Annotated in this window: 13 protein-coding genes; 5 read left to right on the forward strand and 8 right to left on the reverse strand. The window is 58.0% G+C overall.

Annotated features, from left to right (window positions below):
- Positions 1 to 71 precede the first annotated feature (71 nt).
- The 5 genes from VWY75_RS09200 to VWY75_RS09220 all read right to left on the reverse strand — a co-directional run bounded on the left by VWY75_RS09200 (position 72) and on the right by VWY75_RS09220 (position 6132).
- Positions 72 to 2576, reverse strand: coding sequence for a heavy metal translocating P-type ATPase (locus VWY75_RS09200; protein WP_416537570.1), 2505 nt, complete (start codon positions 2574 to 2576; stop codon positions 72 to 74).
- 200 nt (positions 2577 to 2776) lie between these two features.
- Positions 2777 to 4159: a multicopper oxidase family protein gene (locus VWY75_RS09205; protein WP_416537571.1), complete on the reverse strand. Its 1383-nt coding sequence runs from the start codon at positions 4157 to 4159 to the stop codon at positions 2777 to 2779.
- A gap of 44 nt (positions 4160 to 4203) precedes the next feature.
- Positions 4204 to 5094, reverse strand: a complete 891-nt coding sequence (locus tag VWY75_RS09210) for a c-type cytochrome (RefSeq protein ID WP_416537572.1) — start codon at positions 5092 to 5094, stop codon at positions 4204 to 4206.
- Between the two features lie 13 nt (positions 5095 to 5107).
- The gene (locus tag VWY75_RS09215) at positions 5108 to 5689 is read right to left on the reverse strand and encodes a c-type cytochrome (RefSeq protein ID WP_416537573.1); all 582 of its coding nucleotides are present in this window, start codon (positions 5687 to 5689) and stop codon (positions 5108 to 5110) included.
- Between the two features lie 53 nt (positions 5690 to 5742).
- A complete protein-coding gene (locus VWY75_RS09220; RefSeq protein ID WP_416541619.1) occupies positions 5743 to 6132 on the reverse strand; it encodes a hypothetical protein in 390 nt (129 codons plus the stop codon).
- 475 nt (positions 6133 to 6607) lie between these two features.
- On the opposite strand from VWY75_RS09220, the gene VWY75_RS09225 reads away from it, so the two are divergent.
- The 5 genes from VWY75_RS09225 to VWY75_RS09245 all read left to right on the forward strand — a co-directional run bounded on the left by VWY75_RS09225 (position 6608) and on the right by VWY75_RS09245 (position 10730).
- Positions 6608 to 7786: a tyrosine-type recombinase/integrase gene (locus VWY75_RS09225; RefSeq protein WP_416537575.1), complete on the forward strand. Its 1179-nt coding sequence runs from the start codon at positions 6608 to 6610 to the stop codon at positions 7784 to 7786.
- A 225-nt stretch (positions 7787 to 8011) separates the two neighbouring features.
- Positions 8012 to 8731, forward strand: coding sequence for a hypothetical protein (locus VWY75_RS09230; protein ID WP_416537576.1), 720 nt, complete (start codon positions 8012 to 8014; stop codon positions 8729 to 8731).
- 83 nt (positions 8732 to 8814) lie between these two features.
- Complete coding sequence (locus tag VWY75_RS09235) at positions 8815 to 9063, forward strand: helix-turn-helix transcriptional regulator (RefSeq protein ID WP_244905761.1); 249 nt, start codon at positions 8815 to 8817, stop codon at positions 9061 to 9063.
- A gap of 119 nt (positions 9064 to 9182) precedes the next feature.
- Positions 9183 to 9401 (forward strand): hypothetical protein, encoded by a 219-nt coding sequence (locus VWY75_RS09240; RefSeq protein WP_039982563.1) that lies wholly within the window; start codon positions 9183 to 9185, stop codon positions 9399 to 9401.
- A 180-nt stretch (positions 9402 to 9581) separates the two neighbouring features.
- Positions 9582 to 10730, forward strand: a complete 1149-nt coding sequence (locus VWY75_RS09245; RefSeq protein ID WP_416537577.1) for a hypothetical protein — start codon at positions 9582 to 9584, stop codon at positions 10728 to 10730.
- 9 nt (positions 10731 to 10739) lie between these two features.
- On the opposite strand, the gene VWY75_RS09250 is transcribed toward VWY75_RS09245, so the two are convergent.
- From VWY75_RS09250 to VWY75_RS09260, 3 genes are all read right to left on the reverse strand, one after another.
- The gene (locus VWY75_RS09250; protein ID WP_416537578.1) at positions 10740 to 12344 is read right to left on the reverse strand and encodes a hypothetical protein; all 1605 of its coding nucleotides are present in this window, start codon (positions 12342 to 12344) and stop codon (positions 10740 to 10742) included.
- Complete coding sequence (locus VWY75_RS09255) at positions 12341 to 13441, reverse strand: protein kinase domain-containing protein (RefSeq protein WP_416537579.1); 1101 nt, start codon at positions 13439 to 13441, stop codon at positions 12341 to 12343. The genes VWY75_RS09250 and VWY75_RS09255 overlap by 4 nt, the downstream gene beginning before the upstream one ends.
- A gap of 104 nt (positions 13442 to 13545) precedes the next feature.
- Positions 13546 to 13773 carry a hypothetical protein gene (locus VWY75_RS09260; RefSeq protein ID WP_416537580.1) on the reverse strand — a complete coding sequence of 76 codons (228 nt, stop codon included), beginning with the start codon at positions 13771 to 13773 and terminating at the stop codon, positions 13546 to 13548.
- Between the last annotated feature and the right edge of the window lie 200 nt (positions 13774 to 13973).

Here is a 13973-nt window from a genome sequence, read left to right on the forward strand (position 1 = left end):
CATTGGATCGCAGTTGATCTACATTTGCCGCGCCTGATCTGGCCGCTCATGCCCGTGGCGTTGAGCTGGCGCTAGGCCCGGGCGGCGACAGCGCCCGGTTCCGGCCGCGCGGCGGCTTCTGAGGGGGCCATCGACGGGCGCACCCATCTGAGCCGCAGCGCGTTGGTCAGGACAAAAACGCTCGACAAGGCCATCGCCCCGGCGGCCAGCACCGGCGACAGAAGCGGTCCACCGAACGGGTAGAGCACCCCCGCTGCAACCGGGATCAGCAGGGTGTTATAGCCAAACGCCCAGAACAGGTTCTGACGAATATTCTTCATGGTCCGCTGCGACAGGTTGAACGCATTCACGACCCCGGTCAGATCGCCCGACATCAGGACAACATCGGCAGCTTCGATGGCGACATCCGTGCCTGTGCCAATGGCGATGCCAACATCGGCGGCAGCCAGGGCGGGCGCGTCGTTTATCCCATCGCCGACAAAGGCCAGTTTGCCGCTCCCCATGCGCAGATCGTCCAGCGCGGCAACCTTGCCTTCGGGCAGAACCTCGGCCACCACATGATCAATCCCGAGATCCGCAGCGATCGCTTTTGCGGTGACCTCATTGTCGCCGGTGATCATCGCCACCTTCAGCCCAAGCCGGTGAAGCTCCGCGATGGCCTGCGGGGTGGTGGGCTTTACTGGGTCGGCCACTGCGATCACGGCGGCAATCTTGCCGTCGATGGCGGCAAAGAGCGGTGTTTTCCCCTTGCCCGCCAGCGCCCTGCCCTGCTCGGCGAGGGCGCCAAGTTCCACGCCGTCCCGGACCATCAGCCTGTCGGCACCAACAAGCACCTGATGCCCGTCAACCTCCGCCCTCACCCCATAGCCGGTGATGGACTGAAAGGATGTCGTTGCAGGTATCTGAAGCCCGCGCGACTGGGCGGCTTGCACGATGGCCTCGGCGATCGGGTGTTCGGAGTGCTGCTCCACTGCGGAAACCAGCGCCAGCACATCGGTTTCCTGCCGGCCCTCCGCCAGTCTCAGATCCGTAAGCGCCGGTTTCCCCGCTGTCAGCGTGCCGGTCTTGTCCAGCGCCACGACAGTGGTTTCCTGCAGCATTTGCAGCGCATCGCCCTTGCGGAACAGGACACCCAGTTCTGCGGCGCGCCCGGTGCCAACCATGATCGAGGTTGGCGTGGCCAGCCCCATCGCGCAGGGGCAGGCGATGATCAGCACCGCAACACCCGCAACCAGAGCCAGGCTCAACGCCGGATCCGGCCCGAACAGGAACCAGATCGCAACCGTCAGCGCCGCAACCGCGATGACAGCAGGGACGAACCAATGTGTGATCCGGTCCACAAGTCCCTGAATAGGCAATTTCGCACCCTGCGCCTGTTCCACCATGCGGATGATCTGGGCCAGCATGGTGTCGCTTCCGACCTTCTCGGCCCGGAACGTCAGCGCACCTGTGCCATTGACCGTCGCACCGACAACCTGCGCGCCCTCGGTCTTTTCAACCGGGACCGGTTCGCCGGTGATCATGCTTTCGTCGACATAGGAGGCCCCGCTGAGCACAACCCCGTCCACGGCGATCTTTTCCCCGGGGCGCACATGCACGGTATCGCCCGCCACGATGTCGTCGATTGGCCGTTCCACGACCCTGCCGTCACGTTCAACCCGCGCGGTTTTTGCCTGCAATCCCACAAGTTTGCGGATCGCTTCCCCGGTCCGGCCCTTGGCCCGTGCCTCCAGCAGACGACCCAGCAGGATGAGGACAACGATAACCGCCGCTGCCTCGTAATAAACATTGGCGGTGCCCGTCGGCAGGACATCGGGCGCAAATGTGGACACCAGAGAAAACCCGAAAGCGGCCGAGGTTCCCAGCGCAACAAGCGAGTTCATATCCGGTGCCCCCTTGAACAGCGCCGGGAAGCCTTTGGTATAGAACTGCAGGCCCGGTCCGATCAGCACAATCAGGGTCAATGCAAACTGGAGGTAATAGCTGCTCTGCAACCCGATGGCAGAGGAGATCAGGTGGTGCATCCCCGGAATGACATGGCTGCCCATTTCTATGATGAACACCGGCAGGGCAAGCGCCGCGGCCAACAGGGTGCGTCGTGCCAGACTGCGGATTTCCTCCGCTTTCCGGTCCTGCTGGTCAGACATCTCCGCCGATTTCACCTGCGCCGGGTAGCCCGCTTCGGTGGCTAGGGCTGCAATTTCTGCAGGGGTGATCGCCGCCGCCGCATAGCGGATCGTGGCCGTCTCTGCCGCCAGATTGACGGATGCGGTCAGCACACCATCACCGCTCTGCAATGCCCGCTCCACACGACCGACGCAGGACGCGCAGGACATATCCGCAATCTGCAGCGTGACTTCCTCGGTCACGGCGGGATAGCCTGCCCCCTCCAGAACATCGGCCAGATCCGCAACCGTGACATTTGCATCATGGCTGACGCGGGCGCTTTCGCTCGCCAGATTGACGGTCGCCTCCGATACACCGGGGACGGCCGCCAGCGCACGCTCCACGCGGCCCACGCAGGAGGCGCAATTCATGCCCGTAATTTGAAATCGGGTAGTAAGATTTTCCGTCATGACAACACCAATAAACTCTATGTTGCTGCTGATGTAGGGTCTCCAGCGACTGGAAGGTCAATACCAGAGTTGCAGTTTTTCGCCCTCACCGGCAATACGCCCAAAGCGGCACTGGCCCGCCGGTGCAGACACCTCCCCCCCTTAACCGCACCAGCCAAGGGTCTGGCCGGAGCGGTCTGTTCTGCTGCGGAGGTGTTTCGTCATCTGACACGCAGCCAGGTCTTCATACCGGCGGCCTGATGCGAAAGCATGTGACAATGCAGCAGCCAGTCGCCCGGATTATCCGCGATAACGGCGATTTCGCGGGTTTCCTGACGTGCCATCAGCAGGGTGTCCTTCAGCGGGCCGAAACCTCCGTCTGGCAGCACCTCCTGGAAATGTGTGCCATGCAGATGGATCGCATGGGGAAAGGCGGTGTTGTTCTCGATGGGGATCCGGATGATTTCGCCTCTCTCGGCTGTCACCATCGGTTCGGCCGGCAACCCTGCCTCGCCATTGAATGTCCAGATCTGCCCGGCCGCGACCAGCTCGCGCGATGTCAGCAGTTCCCCCTTGTAACGGCCCTGGCGCAGACCGCCCATCGCGCCTCCCTCCATGACCAAGGGAACACTGCGCGCCTCTGTCAGACTGTCCAGCCGTGTGACCGGATTGTCCGGCAATGCCGCAACCGCGCCGCGCGCGGCGTCGGCATGACGGCCGCTTACGTCGATCTCCTGCAACAGATAACCGGTCTCGCCTTCATGGAGAACGATCTGAACGTTCTCACCCGGTGCCGCCGAAACATCCGCGATGATATCCAGCCGTTCCGCCGGCCCCAGAACCATGATGCCGGGATCCTCGGGGGTTTGCAGCGGCATCCCGTCGCGGGCGACAATCCTGCCGGTCACGCCACGCAGCGATACCGCCATGATCCTGTCTGTCGCCACATTGACGAGCCGCAGCCTGAGGCGCTGATTTTGCTGAACCTCAGAGACCTGCGGCGTCAAGGCGGCATGGATGAAATTGCCCAACCGCCCCGCGTGGGTCCAATCGTGCATCGCGCCGAAATCATCGGTGATCTGCGCCGTCTCGCTCAGACGCCAGTCATCAAGGACAACCACGATATCCTGGTCAATATCCGGGGCGTCGGCCTCATCGACAATCAACACGCCGTAGAGCCCCCGCGCCACCTGTTCGGTCGACTGATTGTGCGAATGATACCAATAGGTCCCCGCATCCCTCATCGGAAATTCATAGAGAAACCCATCGCCGGGCAGGACGGCATCCTGTGTCATTCCGGGCACGCCATCCATGGCATTGGGAACCCGCAGCCCATGCCAATGTACGGCTGTTGGCTGCGGCAGGCTGTTGGTCAGGCGGACCTGCAGCAGCTCGTCCTGGCGAGCACGGATGAGGGGGCCGGGCACGGTGCCATCAAACCCCCAGACTTCTGTCTCCGGGTGGTCGCCAAATTCCGGCGGCACCAGCTGCACGCGGCTTGGTCTCGCTTCAAGAAGGCGCGGCGCGGCAGCCGCAGCGCTGGTCCGGGGCCAAAGCGCCATGGCACTGGCGCCCCCCAGGAATTGTCGGCGGTTAAGGATCATACCGTCTCTCCTTCTGTCTCTGGAACTGCTGTTCGGCGCGCTCATCAAGCACCGGGCTGGTCATCAAGCAGGTAGGTCGCCATGGCCCTGCGGTCCGTGTCGGTCAGGAATGCGGTTCCATATAGGACAACTTCGCCCATCGTCCCGCCAAAGACGTCGCCATCCGGCATCACCCCCGTACCAAGGGCATAGGCCAGGCTGTCGACGCTCCAACCGCGTGCCAGAAGAGATGGGGGATCAATGGCAGGCGCCTTTCCTCCCCCCGGCAAGGCATCATTACCCTTGAAACGTGCGGTGCCCGTCTTCCGCGCGCCGAGTAGATTGCGGCCCGTATGACAGGCGCCACAATGCGCGGCCCCCTCGACCAGCAGCCGACCACGTGACCAGAGATCATCCTTTCCGGCGACCGGATCTGTCCGCGGCGGTTCAAGAAACGCCAGACGCCAGAGCTTCAGCCCCCATCGCTGGTCGAAGGGAAACGCCATTTCCGGCGGCCTCGATGGCTGCGCCACCGGGGGAACGGTCTGAAATGCCGCCCAGAGATCGGCAATATCCTGATCGGTGAAATTGCCGTAGAACGGGTAGGGAAACGCCGGATAATAGGGCTGCCCCTCTGGAGACACGCCTTGGCGAACAGCCTTGGCAAAGACGTCGACGGTCCAGCTGCCCAGCCCATGATCGCGATCCGACGTGAGGTTGGGCGCGTAGAGATCCCCGAACGGCGTTTCGATCTTCGCCCCACCCGCAAGCGCTGCGCCACCGTTGGAAAAATCTGTATGGCACGCGATACATCCCGACGCCCTTGCCAGATAGGCTCCGCGGGCGACGTCGCCGTCCAGATCAAGCGCACTCGGCCTCGTGCCGATCGGCCAGGCCGCCACCGCGGCAAGCCCGGCCGACACCGTCACCGAGGCGGCAAGGAGATAACGAAACATATGTCTCCCCCTCTCACTCTTTACGAAAACGGGTGTGACAGGCCGAACAGGTTTGGCTCAGCATGGTGAAGACAGCATCGGCAGGCATCTGCTGCAGAGCCTCGGCGCTTCGTGGTCCCCCCATCATCTGACCGCCCATCATGCCTCCTGCTCCCATCGCAGTGGCCCCCATCATCGCCCCGCTCGACATCATTCCCGTCCCCTCGGCACCGGCCATCATCAAGCCGTTCTCGGCTGCCAGGGCCAGACCTTCGGAATAGGTCTCCAATTGCAGCGCAAGATCGGCAAACCCCTCCCAATCGGCCCAAATCTCGGGTTTGGCATCTGAGGGATGCCCGTCGGTTCCCTTGGGAAACAGCCCCGTCAGGACCTCCCCTGCGTGGGTCTGAATTGTCTGCGCCTCTTCGCGAACCACCGCAGCATCATAGGGCGTCTGCCCCTGCATCATCGGCGCCAGCAGCTTCATGCTGGCTTTCATGGCATCCATGCCATCCATTCGTTCTTTTACAACGCCTGTGGCGCCGCTATGCGCATAGGCAGCCACGGAAATGAGCGACGCCAATGCAGCGCCGGTAAGCAGTTTGGAACATGTCATCTTGTTTTCCCGATTGAGGTCCAGAATGCGCGTCACATGCGCAGGATCAGTCTTCAGGACCGGCCACGCGGCGGCGGTGGTTCAAACCCGGTGATGGCCAGCGGTCGCAGCAGCATCAACGGCAGATCAGGACGAAAGTTCCGCGGATCGGGCTGCATCGACGGCCAGCGGCCCAACAGAACCGCAACCCCACCACAAAGCGAGCTGCCATGACAATGATCCGCAGGGCGGCTGCCCGCCACATCTTGATCCATGTCCTGAACCGAGACCGCGATCTGCGCCTCCCCGCTGGCACCATGGGCCTCTGCCCGATTTGCCGACAGGACAAGCGCCGCTATCAGCAGGCAGGCCGCCAGCAGCACGGAGCCGATTGCCGATCTGGCCCCGGTTGCAACTCCGGCTCCGGTTTCTACTCTGGAAAAGAGGCACAAGGCTCCGTTCATCCCATTGTCGCGGCCAGGTTCAGCGGCTGAAACAAAGATGCCCGCGCCCGCCGTTGCGGTCAAGCGTTCGGGCGGCGGGGTTTTCCGCGCTGAAGTGTACCGCTTTGGTTTGGCGCGCTTCGTTTCATGACTGGTATGATGGCTGTAGGCGCTGGGGCGTTATTTTGCTTCGGTATTGCATCCAGTGCCTGTGCCTGAACGCGAAGATCCCCGCCGGAGCGAGGTTTAAGGTGCTGATATTTCATCGAGGCGTTGGTTGCGGGAGCAGGATTTGAACCTACGACCTTCAGGTTATGAGAGCGCTTAGAGCGTCTCGCGCCCTCTGCCCCGACTTGCGCTCACCTACTCTATCTTATTGGTATCGCTCATTTTTCATTGACGTCAAACTTCACCGGCTTCTACCTCTTACGCCAAGATATGCGTTCATTTGCTTCCACAGTGCTTCCACGGAAGCGGAGCAGAGAGGAGACCGGACATGCCAAAACTCACGAAACGAACCGTCGAAGCCCTGATGCCAGAGGCGAAGGATTACTTCCTCTGGGACGGCCAGATTGCGGGCTTTGGTGTCCGGGTCATGCCCTCCGGCGCGAAGACCTATCAGGCCCAATATCGCAAGGGTGGCAGAACCCGGCGCGTCTCGGTTGGGCGGCATGGCAAGATCACCGTTGAGGAGGCCCGCAAGCTCGCCAAAGAGATCATGGGGCAGGTCGCCAAGGGTGAGAACCCCGCCGAGGAAATTTCGCAGCACCGAAAGGCCCCCACCGTCGCCGCGCTCTGTGAGCGCTTCTTTGAGGCCCACGCCAAGGAACGCTGCAAGCCCTCCACCCAGAAGGAATACCGCCGCGCCATTGATCTGTTTATCGTACCCGCACTGGGGAGCTTTAAGGTCGTGGACGTGGAACGCCGGGACATTGCCGAACTGCACCACAAGTTCCGCGACAAGCCCTATCAGGCCAATCGGACGCTGGGGGTTCTGTCGAAGATGTTCAATCTGGCTGAAATCTGGGGCCTGCGCCCGGATGGCTCTAATCCATGCCGACACGTCCCGAAGTATCGCGAGGTGAAGCGGGAACGCTTCTTGAGCCAGCAGGAATTGCAACGGTTGGGGCAGGTTCTGACCGAGGTGGAACGCGAAGGCAGCGAGACGCCGCATATGGTCGCCGCATTCCGGCTGCTGATCCTGACCGGCTGCCGGTTGGGCGAGATCCAAACCTTGAAATGGGACTACATCACTGCAAACGGCATGGAACTCCCCGACAGCAAGACCGGGGCGCGACGCATCCCCCTGCCCCAACCGGCGCGGGATGTGCTGGCCCGCCTGCCGCGCAGCCCCGGCAACCCTTATGTGATCGAAGGAAAGCTACCCGGACAATATGCCACCGATCTCCAACACCCATGGCGGCGCATCCGAGACCGGGCGGGCCTTTCTGGCGTGCGCATTCATGACCTGCGCCATACCTACGCATCCAATGCGGTCTCTGCCGGAATGCCGATCCAGATGGTCGGGCGGTTGCTGGGCCATACCCAGATCCAAACCACAATGCGCTATGCGCATCTGGCGGATGATCCAGTCCGACAAGCCGCAGAAGAAAATGCCGCGCGCTTGGGGTCTCTGGTCGGGGATATTGGACGTCCGAGGTTGCGGGCCATCTAGCTGGGCGTTGCTATACGTATGACGCGAGACCTGCGCCCGATCCATAAGTTACGTCGTGGTGGTACGTTACGTATACGTAGGGGATATTTTCCACTCTGCCGTGTGCTTCACGCGTTACGTTACATTACGTAGGATGGATGAGGCCGCGCACCAAGACCATTTGCCTATGTATCCTATTGCCGAAATACCCCGACAGACATTTGAACAAAGACATAAGAGACCATCATGACCACGCCCATTCTGGCACTTTGGCAACGCGGCGTTCGCCTGAACCAAGCGCCCTATTCCTTCGCCCCTAAAGCCGACAAGGAAGAACACCAGCGTCTGCATAAAGTATCTGCCATCGACGCGATGGCAGCATCCGTAGACAACTTGAAAGCAGAGGGGCGATACGGCCCGAGTACCTTACAAGAAATTCTGGAAGGACCGCAAAAGATCCTGTCCGCTCGGGCCGAATGGGATGATCGAATGCGCAAGTTCATCTTGTATCATCTGAAACAGGGCAATCTGTTTGGGTATGGGTTCGAGCCACCCCGCAAAAAGGACAGCCAGCCCGTCGAGATCCCCGCATCCTATTGGAACGGTCGTATTCAATGGAACAAGGCCAACCTGTCGTCTCAAGGGCTTGAGCTTATTGAAATCCGTGTTGTCTCGCGACAGCTACGCGACACCGTTCTCAACGTAGGCAATGAGGATCATACCACCCCGCCAGCGGCTGGCCGCCCCACAGTTGGACCCGCTATCAAGGCGGCATTCGCAGCCCTTCAAGAGGCCGGAGAAGTCGACGTCCTCGCCTCCCAACAATCCCACTATCCGAAGGTCCGAGCATGGCTGAAACAGAATGTTCCGAACCTCAGCGTGCCAGCTGAGGAAATCTCAGACAAAACCATGCAGAAGCATTTTTCAAATCCTTTCAATATCTTAAGAAAATCCTCCAAACTATAAATCCCATACGGTTTTATAGGAGTATTTAGAGGAAATCAGTTGAGCGAAGACTGGAGCATCAAATCCAACAACGGAACAAAATGATGCTCAACACTGAAATGACCCCCGATGCAAACGCCGCCGCTCAGGATTATCTGAACGGCTTTATTGACGAGAAAACCACCGCAGATTTCTTGTGCCAGAGTGTCCGCACCATCCAGAAATGGCGCGTCACCGGCTATGGCCCCAAGTTCTATAAATCGGGCCGGTCTGTGCGCTACCGTCGTAGCGACCTCTTGGAATGGGCCAACGGTCGTCGCCACGGCAGCACCAGCAGCTACAGCGCCGCATGAGTTTTGCCCGCGTTGGGGTTGGCAGCGCCGCGCGGGATTTTGGGGCCGGATGGCTTCCAGCAGGGCGCGGGCGAAACAGTCTCGCGCCCTTTCTTCATTCAGATACAGGACAAACCACCATGGCAAATCAGCCTGCACAGAAATTCAAAATCGGCCTCATCACGGCCACCGTCTGGCAGAATGACGGATTCTATTCCGTCGACCTGTCGCGCAGCTATAAGACCGATACGGGCGAGTGGCGTAATACCGGCAGTTTCCACCATTCCGACCTTCTCAATCTGGCCAAATGCGCGGAACGCGCCGAGATCTGGATTGGCCGTCAAATATCTGCCAAATGATCCAGCGCCGGGCCATGCCCGGCCCCAAAACACATGCTGCCCCGCCGGAGGCAGAAAGGGGGTCAAAGACCCCCGCCCCTTTTCCCAACATCTCGACAGACACGGCGGCAAAATGGGCCGCGCGGGAGGGGGGTCTTGTAACACCCCCCTCCACGAATACGAAAGCGAAGGCCAGCGCAAATGGAAGCGGATATCCTGCATTCAGGCTTTGATGGGCTTAAATTCACCGTTGAAACTGATATCCCGGCAGAGTTCCGTGCAGCCCTCGCAGATGCCAAGGCCGAAGCAATCAAGACCAACCGGGAAACCGTTCTGGAATTCGGCTCTGTCGCCCTCTCCGTGCGCCGCACAGGCGGTTCCGCCTTCTCTGCCCATACAGGCGAATACGGAGCCGAATGGTACTTCCTCGACCCGGAAAACCGCCCTGCGAACAATCCCGGCATCACTGTGGATTTCCGGGCCTTCCTGCTGGCGACTGGCGGGCTGGCCGCCGCAGAGAAACACTTTCGGGACTGCATGGATGCGTTTGGCATCCGCTACGCCGATCACCTCTTGCGCGTGACCCGCGTGGATTATGCCATCGACTTTCTCTCCCCTTGGTTTGAACCAGACCGCGAGGCGCTGGTGGTGCCACCCGGCACCCGTATTCAGGAACACACCGGCATTGATGAAACAGAAACCCATGCCACTGGCGCACGCGTCACCGGCTTGCGCGCCGGGGCCGTCGCCAACCGGCAATTGGTGATCTACGACAAGCGCCAAGAAGTCATGCAAAAGGGTAAGATGGGCTGGCTCACCATCTGGAACGACGCCCGCGCCCAATTGAACCGCCCGCCCTTGGATCTGTCCGACCGGCTAGCCAGCCAAGTCTGGCGGTTCGAATTACGTATGGGGTCAAAGCAACTCCGCAACCGCTGGGAAATGCGGAGCTGGCAAGACCTGCGCGACATGTTAGGCGATGCCTATACCGAGTTCTGCGAAAAGATCCGCTACACCTGCCCTACCTCAGACAGCAACCGCGCACGCTGGCCCGCACATGAGCTGTGGCATCAGGTCAGCAACGTGATTGCCCTGGACCTGCACGAGAACTGCTCCGGTGTCCTGCCCAGCGAGGTGATCGAAACCAACCGGGCAGAACATATGCGGATGCTGGACCGGCAGATCTTGGGCCTGCTGGTCGCCCGCGCGGCAGCGTCAGAAATAACACCTCATGAGTTTTGGGACTTCGTTGACAGCCATGTTGCAACCTTGCAGCGACAATCCGATGAGCACCCGAGACCGATTGGAGAGCGTATTGGAAAGGCAGCCAGCAGATATCTCTTCAAATAGGTTTCGTGCTTACTCCGGAACCTCCAAATGTGGGATAATAGAGGACGGCACCTGAAATAGGGGGCCAGAATCCTGCGGGTCGAGTTTGTCGTACTGAGATCTGAGAACTACCACATCCCGTGGAATGGAGTAACCAGCCCTCTTTAACTTACTGATTGTCTTGTCCACGCCATCAGCAAAAAGTTGGGCCGCTTCTCGATCACCGCGACTGATTTCTCGCCCCAGAAAACAATAGGCTCGCAAAGCGCTCACATAGCGTTTGTTCTTTAATGCCAAAGTCACCGCGTCTGTATAAGTTTGCACACCCTCATCGACCGCTCCAGACCGAATTGCCACGAGTCCGCGAGTAGCAAGGTTGGTAACTTTGTCATCTTCGTCTGCGCCTATGTGAACTTGCTCGAGCGCAGCCTTTGCCTTCGACAAATTACCTTTATATGCGTGAATAACAGCAATATTGTTGAGCAAAGTCGGATCACCCGGGTTTGCTTCCAGAGCAGCTAGGCCCAACGCCAAGCCACGATCAAGTGAAGTCGATCTCACAGACGCAACAAACGAAGAAAATATTGCTGGCTTCGTGCTGAACGGCTCTATCTCGAACCAACGTTCGCACGCGTTGAGTGCCAGATCCCAATTAGAGTCCCAGTACGCGGCGTGTGCCACGGCTTCATGCGAAGAGGAAAGGTCGCCGATCAATTCCTCTGGCACAAACAATGCGGTTTCGCGACCAACGTGTTCAATTTGAGCAACGGTGTTTTCGGTTGGAGACTTTACTCCTTGACGAAGTAATGCGAGCGCCTTCTTTCGTGAACCGCTTTCCAATTCGAACGTCCCGATTTGAGCGGCCAGTTCCGAAATAGAATGGTCAGAAAAATGACCGCTTTCGACTAGAGCCTTGGCCTTACGCCAACCACGAGGCGCTTGTCCTAATGTTGCACACGTCGCCAACTCTGCTGCACGCAACCAAGGATCAAAATTTAGACGGCTAGACTGCCTGACCACATCCAATGCACGATCAGGATTCCCGTCATGGCAGTAAAATCTGACTGCTGCTCTCAACACATATCGATCATTCGGCGAAGTTTTCAACGCTCGCTCGATTAACTTTTGGCTCTTCTTACGCTGTCCTATGTTCGCGTGTAACAAAGCAGTTTCAGCGGCAAGCAAACCATCACGAGGATTAAGTTTTAAAAGCTGCTTTCTACGTTGAATTGAAGAGATAACATTCCTTCTTGAACGAGGGTGCTCAGCCAGCGCTTCATCAGTCAAGCCTTTGCTCACTCGTTCTGCAACGCGCTTAATCGCGTTGCGCGAATTAGGGTTTGAAGTGACGGTCAACGCCGCAGTCAGAACGTCTGCGTCGTTTTGATTATTTGCAACAAGCGAAACAGCCAACAGCTCTTCCGCAGAGGAGATGTCCCCTGTCTTTACCCACTCAAGCCGGATTCTCTCAAACTCTGCTAGAGTCTTGCGCTCCGCCTGAGAAGCAACCTGTTTCCAAACCTCTGAGGATTTTGGATGCCGAGCCTGGTCGAGTTCGCCAGCTTGAATCGATGCTGAAATAGAACGCCACCTAGGAAGGACGTGGCGTTCTTCACCTTGATTGTTTCCTATCATTCTTCGCTTGCTTTTCGAGCTTGAATGGACGCTAGTTTTGAGAGCCGGTCAAACAATGAAATATATCTCTCTAGTGAGTATCTATCGCCAGATGCTATTGATTGCGGGTGTCCCCGGAGAGAAGGATCTGGGTTGGATAACTCTGATGCAGCTTTCAGCAGTTCGTTGCAAATATCGTTATTCACGAGTTCGGCTTCAAGCTCACCGATAATTTCAGTGAAATGTGTCTGCAGAATCGGCAATATTTTTCCGAATCCCTCACTCCACATTCCTCTAAATACCATCGGCCTATGAGCCTCCGACAATTTGTCAGCCAAAAGCTGTGTTGAGCCAAAGCCCATAGCGAAAAAGAAGATTAGGCTGCCGAGCAAGTACAGGTCACACGCCAGCCTGCGCTGAAAGGCATCTGGGTTGATGTGCCCGTACAGAATTTCAGGTGGTGCGTATGCCCAATCTCCGGCAAATGCCATACTATCATATGGACCATTGTTGTCCTCGCTTGTACACCGCCCCAAGTCCGACACCTTAAACGTCGCGTCATCCTCAAAACTGAGTACATTTGACGGCTTCAAGTCTTGATGAGTGATCTTCTTAGAATGAAGTTGCGACAACCCGATAGCCGCATGGTGCATAGCCTTCAGCCACCAAGCCAGGCGAACTTCCCCGCTGCGTTTCTGTATTCTCCTTCTAACGTCACCATCCGCTAGTTCAAAAATCAGGTAGGGAGCCGTATCTTGAAGATTGGGACCGACACGAAGTTGGCCACTTTCCATGGCAACCACGACCTTGTCCATTCTTGCGCCTTCACAGACTTTCAAAATTGCCGTTTCAAAGGTGTGAGCGGCTGAAATCGCCTGCAACTCAGCCATGACATCAACTGCATTCATAGCATTGGTTAGGTCAATTGCCTTTAGGAACGCGCGCTTGCCTTCCTTTTCGACAATATAAGGTACTGAGAAATTTCCTCCGGTACCGTTGTAGTGATCCATAACCTGGCCACTGTTTGGATCCCAACCAACAGGTTCAACAATCTTCCAGCCTGATTCAAGAGTTGAACCCAGCAATCGCCAAGCACCTGCTTTTTGCTCAATATTCATGTTTGCCTCAAGGTAGTGTGCCCCAACAACCTACAGGACAATTCCTAGCATGTGCACAACACTAAGTGGACATAACCACAGGCGTTGAAGAAATCAATTATGGCTCAAGAGTTTTGCACTTGAAGATCGAACCGTACATCTGGATCCACCAATAGCTTTGGTCCTCCAACGGCCCACTTGGCTAGCGGTTGAATTTCTCCACGAAAACAACACTTCGCCACTTTCTCCTTCGCGCGCGCCACCCCGCCAAACCGTGAAACCATGGGTTTGAAGAACGACATTTCCCAGTCAGTTGGAAGGTTGTTCTCAAGCTGCTCTTTCAGCTCCACCATGATGAGTTTAGTTCACTCTTGCGAGAACGGAGTGAGCATAAAATTTTCCCTTCGCCTTCATACTGCAAAGATTTTCAAGTGTTGCAGGAATACAAGATACCATTCTTCACCGTTTGCTTCCACAGTGCTTCCACGGATCATGCGGCGCAAATGAAGAAAGCGCCCATTGGGGCGCTAAGATGCTGTAATGGAAGGGTATA

The organism is Phaeobacter sp. JH20_08 (genome assembly GCF_048056635.1).
Taxonomy (GTDB): Bacteria; Pseudomonadota; Alphaproteobacteria; order Rhodobacterales; family Rhodobacteraceae; genus Phaeobacter; species Phaeobacter bryozoorum.